This is a genomic window from Exiguobacterium sp. RIT341 (genome assembly GCF_000632205.1).
Lineage (GTDB): Bacteria > Bacillota > Bacilli > Exiguobacteriales > Exiguobacteriaceae > Exiguobacterium_A.
In genome coordinates, this window is the sequence record NZ_JFYW01000009.1 from 172,361 (window position 1) to 192,499 (window position 20,139).

Here is a 20,139-nt window from a genome sequence, read left to right on the forward strand (position 1 = left end):
GCGCGTCGTCCAATAGACATCTGTCAGTCTGATCATCGGATTCGGTGCGTTCGGGGTCATTCAGTTCTTCTTCTGAGCAAAACAAAAGAGACCGACATCACGTCCGGTCTCTTTTGCTTTTTCATTTAATGAATCCAATCATCATTTCGCGTAATACTTTCGCTGCCGCGATCGCTGTCATGTCGGATTGATCGTACGCTGGGCATACTTCTACCAAATCCGCGCCGATGACGTCGACGTCTGCTCGTGCAATCATGTGAACGACTTCGAGTAATTCCTTCGTTGTCACTCCACCGATTTCTTGTGTCCCTGTCCCTGGTGCTGCTGACGGATCGAGAACATCGATATCGATCGTGACGTAGACTTTTTTACCGGCAAGTGTTGGAAGAACTTGACGAAGCGGCTCGACGATCTCGTATTTGAAGAGGTTGTAGCCTGACGTCTTCGCCCATTCGAACTCTTCTTTCATCCCTGAACGAATTCCGAATGAATAACAGTTCTCTGGTCCGATCAAGTTCGCGATCTTCTTGAGTGGTGTCGAGTGCGACAATGGCTCACCTTCGTACTCGTCACGCAAGTCCGTATGCGCATCAAAGTGAAGCACAACAAAATCATCATAGTGTTTATCGAACGCTTTGACGACTGGCCACGTGACTAAATGTTCGCCACCCATACCGAGCGGGAACTTGCCTGCTGTCAGTAACGAATCGACGTATTCTTCAATCATATCAAGTGATTTTTGTGCATTCCCGAATGGTAATGGGATATCTCCCGCGTCAAACAATTTTGCGTCAGCGATGTCACCATCTAAGTACGGGCTATATTCTTCTAAACCAAGTGAGACTTCACGGATACGTGCCGGACCGAATCGTGAACCCGGACGGAAACTGACCGTCCAGTCCATCGGCATGCCGTACAAAATTCCTTTTGCATCTTCGTGAGTCGGTTGACTCGCGATAAAGACTTTTCCTGAATATGCTTCATCAAAACGCATGATCCATTCCCCCTGTTCATTTGCCGCTTGCTGATGCAAACGCCTGTTTACCTGACAACAGAGCGATTTCGAAGATCGAAACCGCTCTGTTCATGTGTGCTATAGTGACTGAGCTCAGCCGTTCGTCAAATCTTTAACGAACTTCGGAAGCGCGAATGCTGCCGTGTGAAGCTCAGGCGTGTAATACTTCGTATCGATCTCGTGGAAACGCTCTGGTACGACAGCAAGCGGATCGTGTTTCTTTGATCCGATCGTGAATGTCCAAAGACCACTTGGGTATGTCGGAACGTTAGCGATGTAGAGCTTCGTGATCGGGAAGATTTCTTTGACGTCGCGTTGAACATCACGGATCAAATCTGGTGTGAACCATGGGTTATCCGATTGTGCGACGAAAATGCCGTCTTCTTTCAATGCTTTTGAAATACCAGAGTAGAAGCCTTTCGTAAACAAGTTGACCGCTGGACCAACTGGTTCTGTCGAGTCGACCATGATGACATCATACTCGTTTTCTGCTTCTGCGATATGCATGAATCCATCCCCAACGATGACTTCGACGCGTGCATCGTCCAATCCACCTGCAATGTTCGGGAGGTATTTTTTCGAATACTCGATGACTTTTCCGTCGATTTCAACCAAAACAGCTTTTTCGACGGACGGGTGTTTCAAGACTTCACGGATGACTCCGCCGTCTCCTCCACCAACGACCAGAACCGATTTTGGATTCGGGTGTGTGAACAATGGGACGTGCGCGACCATCTCGTGGTAAACGAACTCGTCCTTATCTGTCGTCATGACCATTCCGTCAAGTAACAACATCGTACCGAACTCGTCCGTTTCAACCATCTCTAGGCGTTGAAACTCCGTTTGTTCGCTCTCATAAACGTGGTTGACACGGAATGTGATACCGTAATCTTCCGTTTGGTGTTCCGTGAACCATAACTTTAATTTTTGTTCCATTTGCGATAGAACCCCTTTCTTTCATCAAGACAAAAGTTGTTCGTATGCGAGTGGCGTTTACGGCGCTTCTTAATCATACAAATGCGAGTATACCGAATTTCGAAAGAAACTTCTATATAATTCGAAAATTTTTGTCTTCCGTCTTTACTCGACGAACGTCACGATTTCCTCAAGCGGACGACGTTGCTTCTCACGTTTTGGTTCTTCTGCCCGGTAACCGAATGCGACCATGACCGGCACCGTGAAAACAGAACGATCGAGCAGTCCACGATCGACGAGTAATTGCTCGACAGCTTGCTGGTCGAATCCTTCGATTGGGCATGAATCGACATCGATTTGTGCTGCCGTCGACATCATGTTCCCAAGTGCGATATAGGCTTGTTTAGCTGCCCAGTCTTCCATCGCTTTCGGGTTATCACCGATCGCAAAATCCTCTTCTAAAAACAGACCGTAACGCTTCGTCCGTCCGGCTTTCGCTTCTTCGGATAGACCAAGGAAATCCATCATCTGCGTGACATGCGGACCATCTGCCTGCATTTGTTCTCCGGTACGGGCAAGAAACAAGACGAAGTGACTCGCTGTCGGTAATTGTCCTTGTGCGCCCCAAGAAATTTCTTTTAAGGCTTCTCGGATTTCTGGATTTTGAATAACGAGCATGTTCCATGGCTCATATCCGAACGAGCTCGGTGACAGACGCGCCGTTTCTAAAATGAACCGGAAATCGTCTTCTGGGATCATTTGACCATTAAATGCTTTTGTCGCATGACGAGATTGAAATGCTTCGAGAATCGCTTGTTTTTGTTGTTGTTTTCCCATAAGAAATGCCTCCTTTAAAATGATGACTGCTTTTGTTATATCAAATCCAATTTCGGACCGCCTCTGATTTGCTCAGATTAGTCATTACGTTAGTTTTTAAGTAAAACGGGAAATAAGAATATTAACGTCTTTCCTTTCACTATTTAAAAATCATTTTAAACATTTGATTATCCGCCATTTTACACCTTTCCTCTCTGGTAATTCCCTAGTTTCTATGGTTTCATTTCCCAAACGATTTGCTTTTTCACCAAAGTGTTTGTTACGGTAGTACCCTGCGTGATTAGGTTTTGTTATCGGATGCACGGGGTAATGATAATGTCGTTGTCATCATTTGATACAGAACAACCATGTAAAATTCGAAAGAAGGTGTGGAACACGATGGAAAATAATCGAAAAAGTAAGATTACAAAAGTCTTTATGGTATCCGTCATTTTCTGTGTGCTCTTTACCATATGGGGAATCTTACCGGAATCCCTAATCGGTGCAGCTAGTCTCGGAAATGTCACAGCTAAAGCACAATCCTTTGTCTCTGGCGGATTTGGCTGGCTTTATCTTCTCGGCATGAGTGCTTTTTTAATCATTGCTATCTTTTTAATCTTTTCCCGCTTCGGTTCCATCCGACTCGGTAAGGATTCGGACCGACCTGAATATGGTCTCATTTCTTGGTTTGCCATGCTCTTCAGCGCTGGTATGGGAATTGGTCTTGTCTTCTGGGGTGTCTCAGAGCCTTTGACGCATTTCCATACACCGCCGGTCGCAACGGATGATCCGACGGAAGCGGCACGACTCGCGATGCGCTATTCGTTCTTCCACTGGGGATTACATCCGTGGGCCTTGTATGCGATCGTCGGACTTGCCATCGCGTACTCGACATTCCGAAAAGGACGTCCTGCTACGATTGGCGACACGGTCGCTTCATTGATGAAGCCTCAGTTCGCTTCAGCCGGTAAAGGTACCGTCGAAGTACTCGCCATCGTCGCAACGGCGTTCGGTGTCGCGACGTCACTTGGTCTCGGTGCGCAACAAATCTCAGGTGGACTGAACTTCTTGACAAGTAGTATTCCGAACTCATTTGCTACACAAATGATCATTATCGTGATCGTCTCGGTCCTTTATATGATGAGTGCCGCATCTGGTCTTGATAAAGGAATCGTTCGTCTCAGTAACGCCAACATTGTTCTTGCTGTTCTATTGATGGTCGCCGTCCTTTTCCTCGGACCGTTTAGTTTCATCATGGACCTCTTCGTCCAAACGACAGGAGCTTATCTGCAAAATTTACCAGTCATGAGCTTCCGCGCATCTGCTTTTAATCCAGATGAACGCGGTTGGATCAACGATTGGACGATCTTCTACTGGGCGTGGTGGATTTCATGGTCACCATTCGTCGGTACGTTTATTGCTCGTGTCTCGAAGGGACGAACGATTCGTGAGTTCGTCATCGGAATCATGCTCGTCCCAACGATTTTCGGATTGCTTTGGTTCTCTGTTTTTGGTGGATCAGCAATTTGGAATGAACTGTTCCAAAACGTCAATTTGATCACGACGGTTAACGATAAAGGAGTCGAAACCGGCATGTTCGCTCTGTTTGAGACATTCGGTGGATTAGGCACATTCCTCAGTATCGTCGCCGTCTTCTTGATCACGACGTTCTTCATTACTTCGGCTGACTCCGCGACATATGTTCTCGGGATGCTTTCGTCTGGTGGTAGTCTCATGCCAAGCTTACGCATCAAGCTCGCTTGGGGTGTTCTCCAGTCTTCGATTGCCGCTGTCTTACTTTATGCCGGAGGATTGAGCGCCTTGCAGGCTGCTTCAGTTCTTGCCGCCTTTCCGTTCATCTTCGTCGTCGGTATGATGATTATCGCTCTATTTAAGGAGTTATCAGATGAACCTGATGCCCAAAAAGAAGTCACGGATTTAAAGCAAGATGCTTAAATTGTTTTGAACTCCTCCTTCCGTCGCATACGGAAGGAGGTCTTTTTTGTTATTCTGAATTATGCTGAACAGAAAGAAATGAGGTGACTCATGCGAAAACGTACACGTTGGCTCGTATCCCTTGGGATTCTAGCGCTAGGTAGTTGGTTTTTATATCGTGAAAATAACGTCATCGACGTCTCAGAGATCACAGTCACGTCGGGTCGCTTGCCAAAATCATTTGATGGCTATCGCGTCGTTCAAATCGCCGACCTACATGGCAAAACGTTCGGATCGGATCAAAAACGACTATTGAAAAAAATTAGTCGTAAATCACCAGATCTCGTTGTCATGACTGGCGATTTGATTGACTCGAGGCGAAACGGAGAAGAAGCTGCCCTTACACTCATGAAAGCGCTCGTCGATCGATACCCTGTCTACTTCGTCACCGGGAATCATGAAGTCCGACGAAACTTAACGATTTTACCGAAGCTTGAGCAGCTCGGTGTCACCGTTCTTCGGAATGAAACGCGTGTCATCGAGTATAAAGGACAATCGATTTCGTTACTCGGTATCGATGATCCGACGACGACACGTTGGCGCGAAGGACTATCAGAACCGGATGGGATTCGTCAAAGTCTCGATCAAGCACTGCAAGACGTATCGCCTGATGCGTTCCAGCTCCTGCTTGCGCATCGTCCGGAATATAAATCCTTGTATGCAGAGCGTTCCGTTGATCTCGTCTTATCCGGTCACGCCCACGGCGGACAGATCCGCTTACCGTTTACGGAAGGTCTGTATGCGCCTGGTCAAGGATTCTTTCCAACCGTGACGGCAGGCCGCTATCAGGAACAGCAGACTGAACTGATTGTCAGTCGTGGTCTTGGGAACAGCCTGTTTCCGTTTCGTCTGTTCAATCATCCAGAACTCGTCGTCTTGACGCTGAAACGACCATGAAAAAAGAACGTGTGCCGCGGCACACGTTCTTTTGTTTAGACCAACGCTTCATGTAAAGCAGCGTCAGCATTTTCCCACATCTCAGGTTTATGAGTCTGCAAGAAATCACGTAACAATTCCTTTGAACGCTCATCCATGTGATCGACGACGATCCGTCCTTTGAGAGATTTATCCATCTTATTGACGTGATCAGCGAGAATCTTGAATCCGCGCCGTGCTTCTGCATCGACTAGCAGATCACAAGCAGCCACACCACCGTAATAGAAGCCTTCAGGTTTACGACCAACCGTCACCCAGACGATCCAGTACAGTTTACCGTTTGGCGTATCGGCTTTATCCGTCGTGAACTTGACGCGTTTTTCGATTGCTGCTTTTGCGTGCATCGCACCCATATCAATGTAAGCTTCGCCGTCTTCCGGAGAAATGATGACTGGTGACATACTATTTAAACTGAGTGTTCCGACACCGAATCCTCCGTGACCGTCTGTAGAGTTATCTGAAATGATATTGAAGTTAATCTTTTTTTCCATCGTGTTTTGTCCCCTTTTATTCCTGTTGCTTCTATCATACCGCATTCCGAGGTGTCTGCAACCAGTCACTCGTAACGGAGTAGCTGTAATTGATCCTCTGTCGCTCGGCGAATCGTCGGGAGACGATAACACGTCATGGATGCAATCTCCTCGTGGGCTGGGGGATTGACCTCTTCGAGATGAAGCAAAGCACGATCAAACAGGGTTTGCGCTGCACGACCGAATAAAAAGAGACGTTCCAGCGAAGAACACCGCGACCGAATCGCACGTAACTGATGCGCCAGTTCTCGCACCTTTGCCTCAACCTCTTCTTCCATGTCGGCTGTCGGTTTTCGATTTTGAAATAACGGTTTGAAACGTACATCGTCCTCAAGCAATGTCAGCATCCCGTATCGCTTTGCTTCTTTTTGATTCAGCAGTTGAGCGAGTTCTTTATCCGTTACGAGTCGACCGAACGGGATGTTCTGTTCAAAGACGATATCTGCAACCTCGAGTCCTTTAGGGCCAGACAATGGATAAGCTGTATCTTCTGGTAACGTCCGATCAAAAATCAGTAGCGTATGAATTTTTTTTCGTATGATCGCGTCCATTATGTCTCTCCTTTTCTGCCGTATGTGTATGACCTTCTTCGCTTCCGACAAGAATAGCTCCTACCTTATACCCTTCTTTTTCGAAAACGATGTTCGAATTGACGAATCCCCTATCGAATGCGCTATACTGATGGCGTATCGTCATCATGCTAGAGGGGGAAATGAAGTCATGCCATATGTTACGGTTAAAATGTTATCGGGTCGAACAGTTGAACAAAAACGCGCCTTGATTGAAAAAGTCACGGAAGCGGTATCAGAAACGACAAATGCTCCAAAAGAAAACATTACGGTCTTCATCGAAGAGATGGAAAAAACAGATTATGGTCAAGCTGGCGTCATGTTTGCAGATAAATAATCAACAAGAGACGTCCGGTCGCTACCGCACGTCTCTTTTTCCCATCTACTTGATCTCCAAGGAGGAATTCTTATGACTACTGTTACTGTACTTGGTGCGACCGGTCGAACGGGTCGCCCTCTAATCGATCGTTTATTAAAAGATGGCTACGATGTCCAAGCACTCGTGCGTTCCGTGTCATCGGACTTACCAGTTCACGATTGCCTTCATATCCTGACGGGAGACGCGACAAATCCGGACGATCTCGAACAAGCACTCGCGGGAAGTGCCGCTGTCTTCAGTTGTCTCGGAACTGATCAACAGCAGGTTCTCTCGACAGCAATTCCACATCTCGTCACCAAGATGAAGGAAGCAGGTATCGAACGGATCGTCTTCATTGGTACAGCAGGTATTCTCGATGCGTCAGAAGAGCCTGGAAAGTATCGTTTCCAATCGAGTGAATCCCGTCGCCGCTCGACAATCGCAGCAGAGGATCACCTGAAAGCTTATTTGACTTTAAAGGATGCAGACGTCGACTTCACCGTCATCTGCCCAACACAATTGACGGAAGATAAAGCACTTGCTGCTGACGACTTGTTGATTGAGACGACACGCTTCACTGCATCGACAGGACCGATTCCCCGGGAAAACGTCGCGCAGTTCGCTTACGAAGTCTACCGTGACGGAACCCACCATCGCGTCCGCGTCGGAATTGCTTCGCACGGTGAAACGAAATAATAGACAAAAAGAGCAATGGATCTGCTGATCCATTGCTCTTTTACATGTGTAACGATTACAGCAAGACGCTGACGACGATTGACGTCAAGACGCTGACGAGAGTTGCACCATACAGTAATTTCAAACCAAAACTAGCTGCAACGCTTCCTTGGCGATCATTCAATCCTTTAACCGCACCAGCGATGATTCCGATCGACGAGAAGTTCGCGAACGAGATCAAGAAGACAGAAACGATTCCGAGTGTACGTTCCGAGAACTCTTTCGTGTACTCAGGAAGGCTTAACATCGCGACAAATTCATTCGTGATCAATTTCGTGGCCATGACACTACCGGCACTGACGGCTTCCGCCCATGGAACACCCATGATGAATGCGAATGGTGCAAAGATGTATCCGAGAATTTCTTGGAACGAGATATCGAGAACCATCAGGAAGATATCGTTGACCATTCCGATCAAAGCATTATAACCGATCAACATCGCACCAACGATGATTGCGACTTTGAATCCATCCATGATGTATTCGCCGAGCATTTCGAAGAACGTTTGCTTCTCTTCGACGATTTCAAGAATATCTTCTTCCGGGTCAACCGTGTATGGGTTGATGATTGAGACGATCATGAAACCACCGAACAAGTTCAAGACGATTGCTGTAACGACATATTTTGGTTCTACCATCGTCATGTACGCACCGACGATTGACATCGAAACCGTCGACATTGCTGATGCACACAATGTGTAAAGACGGTTTGCTGGTAATTGACCAATTTGTTTTTTTACTGTGATGAATACTTCTGATTGTCCGATCGCAGCTGAAGCAACCGCGTTGTAAGACTCGAGACGCCCCATCCCGTTGATTTTCGACAAGACGAAACCAATTCCGCGCATCAAGATCGGTAAAATCTTTGTGAATTGCAAAATTCCGATCAAGGCAGAGATGAAAACGATTGGTAGCAAGACGTTAATGAAGAACGGTTGTGCACCTTCGTTCGCTAGTCCACCAAAGACGAAATCAATCCCGATTGCCGCATAACTCAGCAGTTTTTCAAAGACTTTCGCGACGCCACGAATGACGATATATCCGAACGATGTATTGAGTAAAATGAACCCAAGTACGAGCTGAAGAACTAGCATGACCGCAAGCGGTTTCAATTTGATGCCTTTACGATTGCTGCTGACAAGGAGTGCCAAGCCGAAAACGATAGCCAGTCCGAGTAGTGCGATAAGATATTTCATGAAGTACCCCTCTATCTATTAGTTGTTTATCAGTTGTACATTCGTACGATGTCTGACGTTTAATCTCTTTCCAAGTAATAGAATAATCAATATTTCGAAGAACTACAAGAGAAAAAGTTCATTTAGTAACCGCTTTCGTTATTTTCATAGACTTTCAAGACAAACTTTTCCAAGCGTTCCCGAACATTGTCCTGACTGAGGTTTTGCCTTCCATATGCTTTCCACCCCGAATAGACGTCAATTGTTTCAGGTCCAAAATCAAAAACAGCTCGAATATCCCACGCGTGATCGTACAAACGGTTCGTCTGTTTAAGGTAACTTTTTAAAAAATGATCCGCCATCTCGACGGATTCGAGCAAGGCAAGATTCAAACGACAATGCGCAAGGTCGACTTCAATGGGACCTAAACACGCATTAATCCAATCAATCGTATGACACGTTCCATCCATTTCGTATAACACATTGACCGGATGGAAATCCCGATGAATAAATCGGATTGTTTGACTTTCGATCGGTTCGACCGCCAGTAGCTGACGCCATCTCTCCGGATGCTGCGTCCACGTCGGAACGTAACGTTCCGTCGCATACGGCTGATAGACATAAAGAGATTCTGGTACGGGCAGTGTATGGATTGCCACAAGCATCTGTGCTAGTCGTTCGACATATTGCTCATCCACCTGATCAAGCCGGATCTCTCCCGGTGAACGCGTCATATATAACCAAGGTGGTATTTCGTCCCTAACATCTGTTTGATAGTCCAACACATCTGGTGCTAAGTCACCTGCTGCTCGTAACGCAAACACCTCGTGCAAGACAAGATCAGGCTCCTCATGTAGCCAATCCTGATTCGTATGGACGCGAAGAATTCCCTCACCGACCCGAAAAACAAGGGAGGATGTCGCGCCTTTTAAGACTTCGACCTCTCCTCCCTCCTGTCCAAGCTGTTGCAAGATTTTCGTAAGGACAACGGACGATATCATGATGTCACATTACCAATCAATAACTGGTCGATTTGCATCTTCTCATTCGCATGTTCGCGCAAGTCGTGCAAAATTTCTTGCGGGAAGAACAGCTTCTCATCCGTTTGGCGTGACGTCGCGATGGCTTGAACGAGCGGTGAAACTTGCGAAATCTCTTTCATCTGCCCACCCTTCATCTGTAGCATGATCGGTTGTTTGCTGATTTCACCATTATCTCCATATAAATCGTAAGGAAGACGACTGAGTTTATCTTCTAGCAGATAATACGTCGGATTCAAGCCGATCGCGTCAAACAGCTCGCATAATTTTTCATGGACGAGTTCACGTTTTTCAGCAGGATAATCAACATACTTGAACAACTTTCGGTCAACGAATCTTTCTGATAGATCAGAAAGGATAGGATCCTGTTCGTTCGCCCACTGCTGAAAATAGAAGTAGACGATCGTCTCATCGAGTCCAAGGAAATCACGCAACTCCATCTTCTGATCAAACAGCGGCATTAAATGAATCGGTGCAATCGCAAACGGATAACCGGAAAGGTACAGCTCCTGTGCTCGTTCGAGAATGGCTTTTAATAGGTAATCACTCGATCGTGTCACCGGATGCAGGTAGACTTGCCAATACATCTGATACCGACGCATGATGTAGTCTTCAATCGAATGCATCCCGGACTGCTTGACGACCATTTGATTCGGCGCCGGACGCAATACCCGAAGCATTCGCTCAAGATCAAATTTTCCGTAGCTGACGCCAGCAAAGTGCGCATCGCGTAATAAATAATCCATTCGATCAACGTCGAGTTGAGAGCTGATCATCGTGACGAGCAGTTGATTCGGGTGCGTTTTATTGATGATCGACGCCACTTCTTCCGCGAATCCCTCTCCCACTTGGTCGAGAACTTTCTTGATTTCCGTATCCCCGAGGATGATTCGCTCTGTCCACGTTTCATGGTTGACACCGAAGACATTCTCGAACGCGTGCGAAAACGGACCATGACCAACATCGTGTAAGAGTGCCGCAGCCAGCGTCAACTCCCGGTACTGATCATCCCAATCGGCGCGACCGTTAAAGACGTCGATCAGTTGGCGCGTGATCTCATAGACGCCGAGTGAATGATGGAATCGCGTGTGTTCCGCCCCATGAAACGTCAAAAAGGATGTTCCCAGTTGTTTGATTCGACGTAGTCGTTGAAACTCACGTGTACCAATCAATTGCCAAATCAACTGATCACTGACATAGATATACCGATGAACAGGATCTTTGAAGACCTTCGTTTCCTTTAATTGACCTAATGATTGATACATATGTTTCTCTCCTTTAAATCGTGTCTATGTCGTTGTTGTTCGGTTTTGTCTCCAAGGATTCCTGTCTCCTGCGGCGCTTCGCACAGAAACTTTATACACCCTGTGCTATAATGATGTCGCAAATCTACAATAAAGGAACGAGCCTATGGGAATCGAACTCTTAAAACAAGAATATTATCGTATTTTTGATCAAACGTCACTCGGAACTGCTTTTCATGCGACACAATCGTTTGCGATGGACGACACATTATGCGCTTCCGTTGCAACAGAAGGAGCTGCACTCCGCTCTTGGATTCACCACGAAACTGTCGTCCTCGGCATCCAGGATGCCCGCCTTCCTCACCTTGCTGACGGCGTAGCTGTTTTGCACGAACATGGTTTCTCGCCCGTCGTCCGTAACTCAGGCGGTCTTGCTGTCGTCCTTGACGCCGGTGTCTTGAATATTTCGTTAGTCCTACCCGAACGTGGCGGCATCGATATCGACAGTGGTTACGAAGCGATGCTTGCGCTCGTCCGTGGCATGTTCGCTCAAGAAACGGACGCGATCGTCGCCGGTGAAGTCGTTGGATCGTATTGTCCCGGTTCTTACGACCTGTCGATCGCCGGTAAAAAGTTCGCCGGTATCTCACAACGTCGTGTCCGCGGTGGAGTTGCCGTTCAAATCTACCTCTGTGTTAACGGAAGCGGGAGTCAGCGCGCCGCTTTAGTCCGCGACTTTTACGCGGCAGCGCTTCAAGGCGAGGCGACGAAATTCGTCTATCCAACCATTGTCCCGGAAACGATGGCTTCGCTTGAAGAATTACTCGGTACCTCATTGACGATTGAGAAATGTTTACGTCGTGCCTATGAGGCATTACTTGCGCTCGGCGCTGATTTAACACCAGCGACTTTGACGGAACTCGAGAACGAGCGGTTCGGTGTCAACTTGAGTCGAATGCTTGATCGAAATGAAAAAGCCCTAGGTTAAGAAAGGAGAGAACGTGATGATCCGATTGATCACAGACAGTGGTGCTGATGCACCAAAAGACATGTTAGATGCTTATGATTTTACGATCATGCCGTTCGGCGTATTGATCGACGAAGACACGTTCTTCGACGGAGAATCGATATCTCCAAAACAACTGTATGATAAGATGCGCGATGGCGCAGCACCAAAGACATTCCAAGTAGAAGTCAGCCGGATGGTCGAGGTGTTCACGCGTCACTTCGAACAAGGTGATCCCTTCCTCTATCTCGCTTTTTCAAGTGAGTTATCTGGAACATACCAAACCGCGAAGATGCTCGCAGATGAACTCGCCGAAAAATATCCGAACGTCCCCTATCTCGTGCTCGATACGAAAACCGCTTCAACGGGACAAGGACTATTCGTTCTCGACGTTGCAGAGTATGCACAAACGCATTCGTTTGAAGAAACAGTGGTTTACGCTGAAGCCAAGGTGAATACGATTCGTCATCTGTTTACAGTCGAATCACTCGAATATTTGATGCGCGGTGGACGCGTTTCGCGAGCTAGCGCCTTCATTGGTGGTCTCCTATCGATCTTGCCACTGTTGACCGTCGAAGATGGGAAGCTGATTCCGAAAGAAAAAATCCGAGGTCAGAAAAAGGTCATGAACCGGATCGTCGAGTGGATGGAAGAAGCACGTCCTGCGATTGACGGACACCGAATCATGATTGGTCACGGGGATTCGATCGAACGGGCAGAACAGTTAAAACAATTGATTGAAGCACAATTCTCACCAAGCGAAGTCATCTTGACGATCGCCGGCGCAGCCATCGGTTCACATACTGGACCGGGACTCGTCGTCATTGGTTACGACCTTCCACGTTAACAGCATTCATTCTTACTTCATTTAAAACGGGACAGACTCTTAATCGAGTCTGTCCCGTTTTTTTAGGAATTATAGCCAAAGAATAGCAGTGCTACGCTTAAGCCGAGCGAGGAGACGATGAACACGATCGCCATCCCACCCATTCCGAAGACCAGCATCTTCGGTAAATCACGTCGCTTCTTTAGAAGGGCTGTCAATAACCCGACGTTGATCAAGAAGACGACAACGAACGGGAGCAACAACATCCAACGCTCTTGCAGTAACGCTAAACCATCCATGATGAGATATCCTTTCAGAAACTACTTCTACTAGTACATAGTAATGATATCAGTCTTCTGTTTTCGACGCTGCCACCGCATCATGAGAATTCAAGTTGACCGTTAACGGCTTTGCTGTTCCTTTACCAGAGAAGTTCTCGATCAACTCTTTGACATCTAATCCTGACGACGCTTTTAACGTCTCTTGCAGTGACGCCATCAAATCCGTTGCGTACCCTGTGACACGGTTCGCACCGCCACCTTCACCACTACCTGTATCGACGACCGTGATCTTATCGATGTTACCGAGTGGTGCTGCAATCTCTTTCGCGTACTCTGGCATCATCCGAATGACCATGTCAAGGATTGCTGCTTGTCCGAATTGTTCGAACGCCTGCGCGATTTTTTCTTTCGCTTCCGCTTCGGCAAGACCTTTCAAACGAATGATGTCTGCTTCTGTTTCCCCTTGTGCTCGCTCAGCGTCCGCTTTCGCAAGACCATCCAGACGAATTCGTTCTGCATCCGCTTTTGCCGATGCCTCGATCCGGTATTTCGTTGCATCTGCTTCCGCATATTGCTTCGCACGGTCCGCTTGGGCAGCTTGCTCAATCGAGTAACGATCGGCATCGGCACGTTTTTTGACTTCCGCATCGTATTGTTTCTCACGACGGAGGATTTCACGTTCTTCGAGCTCGATTTGTTTTTGACGCTCGATGATTTTGATTTGCATCTGTTGCTCGGTGACTTCTTGTTGTGCACGTGCGTTCTCAAGATCATATGCTTGGTCGGCTTTCGCCTTCGCGATATCTTGTTCGCGGCGGTAGTCTGCCATCTTCAACTGATTTTCTTTTTCCGCTTCAGCGATTTCCGTTGCACGTTCGAGTTCTGCTTTTTTCGCATCCTTTGAAGCTTCCGCTCGTTTGATGCGTGTCTCTTTTTCCGCGTCTGCCGTTGCGATGTCCGCATCCCGGCGCACCTGTGCAATCCGTGGTTTCCCGAGTGATTCTAAGTATCCATTTTTATCTCGGACGTCTTTGATCGTAAACGAAACGATGACGAGTCCCATCTTCGCCAGGTCTTGTGATGCGACCCGCTGGACTTCTTGCGAGAACTTATCGCGGTTCTTATAAATTTCTTCGACTGTCATCGAACCGAGGATCGAACGCAAATGCCCTTCAAGAACTTCACGCGCTTCCCCTTCGCGCTCTTCTTTTGATTTTCCGAGGAACTGCTCTGCTGCTGTTGCAATCTCAGAAATCGAACTGCCGATCTTGATGATCGCTGTTCCATCAGCCATGACCGGTACACCCTGCTCCGTGTACACTTCTGGTGTTGTGACTTCGAGTTTACTCGATAACAAACTCAGTGGTGTTGCTTGTTGGAAGACAGGTAACACGAATGTTCCGCCGCCGCGAATAATCTTCACCCGGTTGCCGGACTCATCGGTATTAACGTTGCGTCCTCCAAGATAACTACCGGATACGATTAATGCTTCTTCCGGACCAACCGTTCGGTACTTCGTGATGAATAGGACAATCAATGCAACGATCAATGCGACTGCAACGATCGATACGATTAACACTGGATTCATGTAAACATCTCCTTTTTCCATTGTTGGGGGTACGTCACGACAGACGCGACGCCTTGTTTAATCTCGATAACAAGTACCTTTGTTCCTTGTGGTAAGGCAGGACCTTCAAACAGGACGGCTGACTTCGATACACGTCCTGAGACGTCATCAAGTAAAATTTCACCATATCCTTCAGTCGGAATCGGCACGATGACGGTTGCGCTACGCCCTTCTAGCATCTGTTCCGAAAATCCAAGCGACTGTTCGGCTTGTGCCATCGGAACGAACAAAAAAATATGCATCAGCGTCGTCACCAACAACGCGATGACACTGCTGATGATCAAAATCAAAATTGAACCAAGCGGACTCAGTTGTTCGAGTCCGAAGCCGATCGCTGACGTGATGATGACGAAAGATAAGATCAACGTAGGATGGAAAATTTGATCGACACCCGGAATGACGTCTGAGAATAGGATGGACACAAACACACCACAAGCAGCGGCCGCTAACGCATATAAATAAAGTGTACTAACGTCCATTTTCGTTCACCTCGATGTAAGGATGTGAACCATACAGTTCGTGATAAGCCCGCTGATACGCAGTCCGGTTTTCTTCATACAATAAACGAGCCAACTCTTTGTCTCGCTGATCAATCGCCTCTTCTTGACGACGTAAGTATTTTTTTTGCGCGGCAAAATGACGTGCTAATCTTGCCTCAATCGACGGTTCTCGTTCACGCGGCAACTCCTGTTTCATCGCTCCACTCCTTTCTGAAGTACTGGCTTTCTCCCTCTTCTACGCAAACCATCTAGAAAATGTTTCAAAATGAATTCCATTTCTTTTCCTTTCATTAAATAAAAAAACGTTCGTCCCATAAATAGGACAAACGTTTTTGACTAACAAGTATTTATGAGCGGTCGGGACGTCGGACGATTAGTCCGTAATAAAGGACGAGTGCCAAACAATCAAGCGTCATGATAATCAGCCCCATCGGAACGGCCGATTGCTCCCCCATGATGCCGACGAGTGGTGACACGAGCGAACCGACGAGCATCGGGAGTAAACCAAGAAGTGCCGAGGCACTTCCAGCCGTTGCTCCGTAGTTTTGCATCGCTAAGGTAAAACCGAGCGTTGAGATCAAACCAACGCTTGAGACGACGAAGAAAAGTGGAATCATGACGAAAATCAATTGGTCCGTTAACGTTAAAGCGAGGAACAAAAAGATACTTGCACTCGCAACAACCGTCAAGCTGATTCGCATCAGACGTTCTGAATCAACTCGACCAGCAAGACGTCCAGCGATTTGAGCCGCTAAAATGATTCCGATTCCGTTTAAGCCGAACAAAAAACTGAACTGTTGCGGCGAAGCGCCATAAATATTTTGTAAGACGAACGGTGAACCGGAGATGTAGGCAAACATCGCGCCCATGACGAATGCTTGCGCAAACGCATAGCCGATGAAGACACGGTCCGTCAACAAACGTCCGAATGTCTTCAACGTCGTCGTCAAATTCCCTTCAACGCGTCTTTCGAGTGGAAGTGTTTCTGGCAAACGCAGTGCAACAGCGAGCAACATCAACGTACTTAAAATCGCCAGCAAGTAAAAGACAAAATGCCAGTCACCGAACCGAAGCAACTGTCCCCCGATGACGGGTGCGAGAATCGGTGCCGTTCCGTTGACGAGGGACAAGGCAGCAAAGAACCGCGTTAATTCCGGTCCTTCGAATAGATCGCGAACGATTGCCCGGGAAATGACAATTCCTGACGCTCCGGCTGCCCCTTGGATGAAGCGCAGCGCAATCAACACTTCAATCGTCGGTGCCATCGCACACGCAAGAGAAGCGAGCAGATACGCAAGTAAAGCAATCATTAACGGACGCTTACGTCCACGAACATCACTGAGCGGACCAACGATCAATTGTCCGAGCGCCATTCCGAGCATACAAGCCGTCAAACTCAATTGGATCAGTGACGCACTCGCATCAAACGAGCGTGACATATCCGGAAAAGCAGGTAGATACATGTCGATCGAGAGCGGTCCGAGTGCAGCGAGTGAACCGAGGATCAAGATCAACGTCAAGCGGCCTGGTGTCATCGTTGTCTTTGTCATGACGTCACGTAATCCAAATCATGCAAGACATAAGCGAGGAAAAAGACGACCGATGGATTTTCATATGTCATCTGTACCTTTTTGAGTTGGGCCCGATAACCGGTCTCATACTCGACACCATTTAACTTTCGTTCCATGTTCATTTTGATCAACGCATCGAGTTTATCGATCACATCGACCATTTGCCCTTCGTACGTCTCGTCTTTTGCTTCAACGACGAATCGACGGAACGGTGCTCGGATGTCTTCTGGTAAATTGTTGATCAACGTCTCTCCTTCTGCCCGTTCATAAGCTTCGAAGGCTGCTGCCGTGACCGGCGTCGCATGTTTGACAGGTCCAAGAACATCTCCCGTCGTTCCTTCAACGAGATCATGACACAAGAGACGGGAGACGACTTCTTCAATGTCGATCGTGACGCCGTATTTTTCTGATTCAATCAATCCATTGAAGATACCAAGCGAAGCTGCTCGAAACGCATGTGTCGCGTCGTTATCATCAATTGTATTAAAACGTCCTTTCCAGCGCCGAATCGTATCCATCATCAAGACGTTTTCGATAAAATGAGACATCTCGTCCTCTTCCATGACCGACTGTGTCAAGCGACGGATTGAAGCGAGTGGGTGTCGTTCCAGAACAGCCTGTAATTCCGCTGCTTTTTGTTCGAAAAAGACGGACTCTGTCATCCGTGCTTCCCGGCGTGCATATAACATCGCATCAAACGTATCGATGGCTTCAACGATTCGTCCTTCCGGTGAATCATCCTCTGCATGAACAAGATACGTCGTAAAGGCTGGTTGAAGCGACTTCGAGAGTAAGGCGACGAGCTGTTCACTCGCCTGTTGTTCCATTGCCTGAATGTGTGCATGTAACGTCGGCTCTTTTTTCGTCCGGTGTTTGATTGGTCCGGTGATGACCTCGTTCATGTCATGGAATAGGGCTTTTCCGAGCAATGTCAGACGGTGGACTGATGTTTGCCCGTCTGCTTTTTCTAAATAGCTTGCCATCAAACTGAATAAGGCAACACGAAAGCTATGACTGGCTGCGTTATCCGGAAAACGTGGTGCATATTCATCCCACCGTGGAACGTTTTGCATCCGCGTCAGCATCCGAATGAAATTACCGTTTTGCATAAAATCTCTCCTAACGAAAGACGGACAGAGAGTACCCTGCCCGCCATTGTATTATTTTGCTGATTTGGTTGAACTACTTCCGCTACGGAACCAACCAATGATTAAAATCAGGGCAAGTACGACCCAGAAGATCGTTTGCCATAGTGTACTCTCTGGAAACTCATGCGGCAAGACGTCGATTGACGGATGCGCAAGTGTCATGACGACGAGTTTTACGCCAACCCAAGCGACAAGCCAAAACGCTGCTTCTTCGATACCTGGTCGCTTTTGGAGCAAGACAACGAACCAACTCGCAAAGTAACGCATAATGACGAGACCAATGATCCCACTGAAGAAGACGACCCAGAATTGACCTGTATTCAGACCACCAATCGTTCCTCCGATCATCGGTAGTGTCGTTGCCATGGCGACAGCGGCAAGTGTCGAGTCGACAGCGAACGCTAAATCAGAGAATTCGACTTTAACAACCGTCCACCAAAAATTCGGTGAGGCTTTTTGTGAAGCAATCGAGTCCGGTACTTGGTGTTTATTCGATCGTGCCTCAACGATTCCTTTAAACGCCACGTAAAAGAGGTATATCGCTCCGAGTGCCTGAAGCTCCCAAATCGTCGCTAGGTACGAGGCAAAGAAGATTGCGACGAAACGTAAGACGAGTGCCCCGACGAGACCATAGAAAAGTGCTTTTTTGCGCTGATCGTCTGGTAACGGTCGGACTAGGACAGCCATGACCATCGCATTGTCGGCAGATAATAACCCTTGCAAAATAATCAGTACGAGCCCGACGGTCGCATACTGTGTAATTAATCCAATATCCATACTAACGAATCCCCTTTTTTGTTCAGTCTATTCATTATATGCCGGTCGATCGGAAAGAAAAAGATGAAAGCTCGACTGAAGTACTTAACCTTGTGTTTTATTCCCATTGTTTAAGAAAACCTAACACCAAAAAACGACCCGTCATCGACGGATCGTTCCATTTCTTATAAGTTTTGATCAACTTTCTTTTCAGCATCTGGATTTGCTTTCGTTTTTGGTGAAGAGAACCAACCCCAAAGGGCAAGACCGACCATGACCGTCCAGAAGAATGCCTGCCACGGTGTACTGTGAGCAAATCCTTCCGGAAGTTTTAAGGCTTCGAAGACTGTTCCTTCGATTGATGCATGGTATTTCGGATGTTCGAGCGCAAGAACAGCTAGCTTCACACCGACCCAGGCAACGATTGCAAAGGCTGCTGTTTCAAGACCTGGACGTTCTGCAAGTAATTTCACGAAGACACGGGCCGCGAAACGCATGAGGACAACACCCATTAAACCACCCGTTAAGATGACGATGAAGTGACCGGTGTTCAAACCACCGATTTCGCCCGATCCCCAGTTCGGAAGTGCGACTGCTAAAGCAACTGCAGCAAGAATCGAATCGACAGCAAATGCTAAGTCAGCGAATTCAATCTTCGCGACTGTCCGCCAGAATTCACCTTTTGAAACTGGCTCTTCCGACTTCGGCTCTGCATCGAGTTCATTTTCGGCGCCATGATTCTCACCGAGTTTCCTTGCCTTAGCGGTCTTATAAATATGCCGTAATCCCATGATGAGCAAGTACGCTGCTCCAAGTGCTTGGATTTGCCAAATATCGACGAGGAATGAAATCGCGAACAGTGCCGCGAACCGTAAAACGAATGCTCCAGCTAATCCATAAAAAAGTGCTTTCTTTTGTTGTTCTCCTGGTAAGTGCTTAACCATGACCGCGAGTACGAGTGCATTATCTGCCGAAAGTAATCCTTCAAGCGCGATCAAGACAAGTACGACCCAGGCATATTGAAGTAATAACTGCCAATCCATCTCTGTCATCCCTTTCTCTGACTATCTGTAAAATCAAAAATACATTGTATGACT

General features: G+C 47.3%; 22 protein-coding genes. 6 read left to right on the forward strand and 16 right to left on the reverse strand.

Features of this window, described 5'->3' with window-relative positions; genetic code table 11:
• Positions 1-121: 121 nt before the first annotated feature.
• From speB to BW42_RS11830, 3 genes are all read right to left on the reverse strand, one after another.
• Positions 122-994 carry an agmatinase gene (speB, locus tag BW42_RS11820; protein WP_023466800.1) on the reverse strand — a complete coding sequence of 291 codons (873 nt, stop codon included), beginning with the start codon at positions 992-994 and terminating at the stop codon, positions 122-124.
• A gap of 114 nt (positions 995-1,108) precedes the next feature.
• Complete coding sequence (gene speE / locus BW42_RS11825) at positions 1,109-1,951, reverse strand: polyamine aminopropyltransferase (RefSeq protein ID WP_035411343.1); 843 nt, start codon at positions 1,949-1,951, stop codon at positions 1,109-1,111.
• Between the two features lie 144 nt (positions 1,952-2,095).
• Complete coding sequence (locus BW42_RS11830) at positions 2,096-2,767, reverse strand: NAD(P)H-dependent oxidoreductase (RefSeq protein ID WP_035411345.1); 672 nt, start codon at positions 2,765-2,767, stop codon at positions 2,096-2,098.
• A gap of 378 nt (positions 2,768-3,145) precedes the next feature.
• On the opposite strand from BW42_RS11830, the gene BW42_RS11835 reads away from it, so the two are divergent.
• Positions 3,146-4,702, forward strand: coding sequence for a BCCT family transporter (locus tag BW42_RS11835; protein WP_035411348.1), 1,557 nt, complete (start codon positions 3,146-3,148; stop codon positions 4,700-4,702).
• Between the two features lie 90 nt (positions 4,703-4,792).
• Positions 4,793-5,638: a metallophosphoesterase gene (locus tag BW42_RS11840; protein ID WP_035411351.1), complete on the forward strand. Its 846-nt coding sequence runs from the start codon at positions 4,793-4,795 to the stop codon at positions 5,636-5,638.
• A gap of 35 nt (positions 5,639-5,673) precedes the next feature.
• On the opposite strand, the gene BW42_RS11845 is transcribed toward BW42_RS11840, so the two are convergent.
• Together BW42_RS11845 and BW42_RS11850 are read right to left on the reverse strand one after the other, a co-directional pair.
• A complete protein-coding gene (locus BW42_RS11845; protein WP_023466794.1) occupies positions 5,674-6,168 on the reverse strand; it encodes a YwhD family protein in 495 nt (164 codons plus the stop codon).
• 65 nt (positions 6,169-6,233) lie between these two features.
• Positions 6,234-6,758 (reverse strand): hypothetical protein, encoded by a 525-nt coding sequence (locus BW42_RS11850; RefSeq protein WP_035411354.1) that lies wholly within the window; start codon positions 6,756-6,758, stop codon positions 6,234-6,236.
• Positions 6,759-6,927: 169 nt separating this feature from the next.
• Between BW42_RS11850 and BW42_RS11855 the strand changes: the two genes are divergently transcribed.
• Together BW42_RS11855 and BW42_RS11860 are read left to right on the forward strand one after the other, a co-directional pair.
• Positions 6,928-7,113, forward strand: coding sequence for a 2-hydroxymuconate tautomerase (locus tag BW42_RS11855; RefSeq protein WP_023466792.1), 186 nt, complete (start codon positions 6,928-6,930; stop codon positions 7,111-7,113).
• 72 nt (positions 7,114-7,185) lie between these two features.
• Positions 7,186-7,830, forward strand: coding sequence for an NAD(P)-dependent oxidoreductase (locus tag BW42_RS11860; RefSeq protein ID WP_035411358.1), 645 nt, complete (start codon positions 7,186-7,188; stop codon positions 7,828-7,830).
• A gap of 55 nt (positions 7,831-7,885) precedes the next feature.
• On the opposite strand, the gene BW42_RS11865 is transcribed toward BW42_RS11860, so the two are convergent.
• The 3 genes from BW42_RS11865 to BW42_RS11875 all read right to left on the reverse strand — a co-directional run bounded on the left by BW42_RS11865 (position 7,886) and on the right by BW42_RS11875 (position 11,348).
• Positions 7,886-9,064 (reverse strand): NupC/NupG family nucleoside CNT transporter, encoded by a 1,179-nt coding sequence (locus tag BW42_RS11865; protein WP_035411361.1) that lies wholly within the window; start codon positions 9,062-9,064, stop codon positions 7,886-7,888.
• Between the two features lie 122 nt (positions 9,065-9,186).
• A complete protein-coding gene (locus tag BW42_RS11870; RefSeq protein ID WP_081780423.1) occupies positions 9,187-10,044 on the reverse strand; it encodes a phosphotransferase family protein in 858 nt (285 codons plus the stop codon).
• Positions 10,041-11,348: an HD domain-containing protein gene (locus BW42_RS11875; protein WP_035411364.1), complete on the reverse strand. Its 1,308-nt coding sequence runs from the start codon at positions 11,346-11,348 to the stop codon at positions 10,041-10,043. The genes BW42_RS11870 and BW42_RS11875 overlap by 4 nt, the downstream gene beginning before the upstream one ends.
• 145 nt (positions 11,349-11,493) lie before the next feature.
• Between BW42_RS11875 and BW42_RS11880 the strand changes: the two genes are divergently transcribed.
• Positions 11,494-12,315 carry a biotin/lipoate A/B protein ligase family protein gene (locus BW42_RS11880; protein WP_035411367.1) on the forward strand — a complete coding sequence of 274 codons (822 nt, stop codon included), beginning with the start codon at positions 11,494-11,496 and terminating at the stop codon, positions 12,313-12,315.
• Between the two features lie 16 nt (positions 12,316-12,331).
• Positions 12,332-13,180 carry a DegV family protein gene (locus BW42_RS11885; RefSeq protein ID WP_035411370.1) on the forward strand — a complete coding sequence of 283 codons (849 nt, stop codon included), beginning with the start codon at positions 12,332-12,334 and terminating at the stop codon, positions 13,178-13,180.
• A 62-nt stretch (positions 13,181-13,242) separates the two neighbouring features.
• Here the strand turns inward: BW42_RS11885 and BW42_RS11890 are convergent, their stop codons facing one another.
• The 8 genes from BW42_RS11890 to BW42_RS11925 all read right to left on the reverse strand — a co-directional run bounded on the left by BW42_RS11890 (position 13,243) and on the right by BW42_RS11925 (position 20,085).
• Positions 13,243-13,458 carry a hypothetical protein gene (locus BW42_RS11890; RefSeq protein WP_035411372.1) on the reverse strand — a complete coding sequence of 72 codons (216 nt, stop codon included), beginning with the start codon at positions 13,456-13,458 and terminating at the stop codon, positions 13,243-13,245.
• A 49-nt stretch (positions 13,459-13,507) separates the two neighbouring features.
• Positions 13,508-15,028, reverse strand: a complete 1,521-nt coding sequence (locus BW42_RS11895) for a flotillin family protein (RefSeq protein WP_029343201.1) — start codon at positions 15,026-15,028, stop codon at positions 13,508-13,510.
• Complete coding sequence (locus BW42_RS11900) at positions 15,025-15,546, reverse strand: hypothetical protein (protein WP_035411376.1); 522 nt, start codon at positions 15,544-15,546, stop codon at positions 15,025-15,027. Before BW42_RS11900 ends, BW42_RS11895 begins: the two co-directional genes overlap by 4 nt.
• Positions 15,536-15,763: a hypothetical protein gene (locus BW42_RS11905; RefSeq protein WP_035411379.1), complete on the reverse strand. Its 228-nt coding sequence runs from the start codon at positions 15,761-15,763 to the stop codon at positions 15,536-15,538. Before BW42_RS11905 ends, BW42_RS11900 begins: the two co-directional genes overlap by 11 nt.
• A 151-nt stretch (positions 15,764-15,914) precedes the next feature.
• Positions 15,915-17,117: a multidrug effflux MFS transporter gene (locus BW42_RS11910; protein ID WP_035411382.1), complete on the reverse strand. Its 1,203-nt coding sequence runs from the start codon at positions 17,115-17,117 to the stop codon at positions 15,915-15,917.
• A complete protein-coding gene (locus BW42_RS11915; RefSeq protein ID WP_035411385.1) occupies positions 17,114-18,247 on the reverse strand; it encodes a YfbR-like 5'-deoxynucleotidase in 1,134 nt (377 codons plus the stop codon). The genes BW42_RS11910 and BW42_RS11915 overlap by 4 nt, the downstream gene beginning before the upstream one ends.
• Before the next feature lie 51 nt (positions 18,248-18,298).
• Entirely contained in the window at positions 18,299-19,063 is a 765-nt protein-coding gene (locus BW42_RS11920) for a TerC family protein (RefSeq protein ID WP_035411388.1), read from the reverse strand.
• A 164-nt stretch (positions 19,064-19,227) separates the two neighbouring features.
• Positions 19,228-20,085, reverse strand: coding sequence for a TerC family protein (locus BW42_RS11925; RefSeq protein WP_035411391.1), 858 nt, complete (start codon positions 20,083-20,085; stop codon positions 19,228-19,230).
• Positions 20,086-20,139: the final 54 nt, after the last annotated feature.

What these genes read in the sequence shown, in the direction of transcription:
- speB (WP_023466800.1), bottom strand. Translation starts at nt 994, where the DNA reads ATGCGTTTTGATGAAGCATATTCAGGAAAAGTCTTTATCGCGAGTCAA.
- speE (WP_035411343.1), bottom strand. Translation starts at nt 1,951, where the DNA reads ATGGAACAAAAATTAAAGTTATGGTTCACGGAACACCAAACGGAAGAT.
- BW42_RS11830 (WP_035411345.1), bottom strand. Translation starts at nt 2,767, where the DNA reads ATGGGAAAACAACAACAAAAACAAGCGATTCTCGAAGCATTTCAATCT.
- BW42_RS11835 (WP_035411348.1), top strand. Translation starts at nt 3,146, where the DNA reads ATGGAAAATAATCGAAAAAGTAAGATTACAAAAGTCTTTATGGTATCC.
- BW42_RS11840 (WP_035411351.1), top strand. Translation starts at nt 4,793, where the DNA reads ATGCGAAAACGTACACGTTGGCTCGTATCCCTTGGGATTCTAGCGCTA.
- BW42_RS11845 (WP_023466794.1), bottom strand. Translation starts at nt 6,168, where the DNA reads ATGGAAAAAAAGATTAACTTCAATATCATTTCAGATAACTCTACAGAC.
- BW42_RS11850 (WP_035411354.1), bottom strand. Translation starts at nt 6,758, where the DNA reads ATGGACGCGATCATACGAAAAAAAATTCATACGCTACTGATTTTTGAT.
- BW42_RS11855 (WP_023466792.1), top strand. Translation starts at nt 6,928, where the DNA reads ATGCCATATGTTACGGTTAAAATGTTATCGGGTCGAACAGTTGAACAA.
- BW42_RS11860 (WP_035411358.1), top strand. Translation starts at nt 7,186, where the DNA reads ATGACTACTGTTACTGTACTTGGTGCGACCGGTCGAACGGGTCGCCCT.
- BW42_RS11865 (WP_035411361.1), bottom strand. Translation starts at nt 9,064, where the DNA reads ATGAAATATCTTATCGCACTACTCGGACTGGCTATCGTTTTCGGCTTG.
- BW42_RS11870 (WP_081780423.1), bottom strand. Translation starts at nt 10,044, where the DNA reads ATGATATCGTCCGTTGTCCTTACGAAAATCTTGCAACAGCTTGGACAG.
- BW42_RS11875 (WP_035411364.1), bottom strand. Translation starts at nt 11,348, where the DNA reads ATGTATCAATCATTAGGTCAATTAAAGGAAACGAAGGTCTTCAAAGAT.
- BW42_RS11880 (WP_035411367.1), top strand. Translation starts at nt 11,494, where the DNA reads ATGGGAATCGAACTCTTAAAACAAGAATATTATCGTATTTTTGATCAA.
- BW42_RS11885 (WP_035411370.1), top strand. Translation starts at nt 12,332, where the DNA reads ATGATCCGATTGATCACAGACAGTGGTGCTGATGCACCAAAAGACATG.
- BW42_RS11890 (WP_035411372.1), bottom strand. Translation starts at nt 13,458, where the DNA reads ATGGATGGTTTAGCGTTACTGCAAGAGCGTTGGATGTTGTTGCTCCCG.
- BW42_RS11895 (WP_029343201.1), bottom strand. Translation starts at nt 15,028, where the DNA reads ATGAATCCAGTGTTAATCGTATCGATCGTTGCAGTCGCATTGATCGTT.
- BW42_RS11900 (WP_035411376.1), bottom strand. Translation starts at nt 15,546, where the DNA reads ATGGACGTTAGTACACTTTATTTATATGCGTTAGCGGCCGCTGCTTGT.
- BW42_RS11905 (WP_035411379.1), bottom strand. Translation starts at nt 15,763, where the DNA reads ATGAAACAGGAGTTGCCGCGTGAACGAGAACCGTCGATTGAGGCAAGA.
- BW42_RS11910 (WP_035411382.1), bottom strand. Translation starts at nt 17,117, where the DNA reads ATGACAAAGACAACGATGACACCAGGCCGCTTGACGTTGATCTTGATC.
- BW42_RS11915 (WP_035411385.1), bottom strand. Translation starts at nt 18,247, where the DNA reads ATGCAAAACGGTAATTTCATTCGGATGCTGACGCGGATGCAAAACGTT.
- BW42_RS11920 (WP_035411388.1), bottom strand. Translation starts at nt 19,063, where the DNA reads ATGGATATTGGATTAATTACACAGTATGCGACCGTCGGGCTCGTACTG.
- BW42_RS11925 (WP_035411391.1), bottom strand. Translation starts at nt 20,085, where the DNA reads ATGGATTGGCAGTTATTACTTCAATATGCCTGGGTCGTACTTGTCTTG.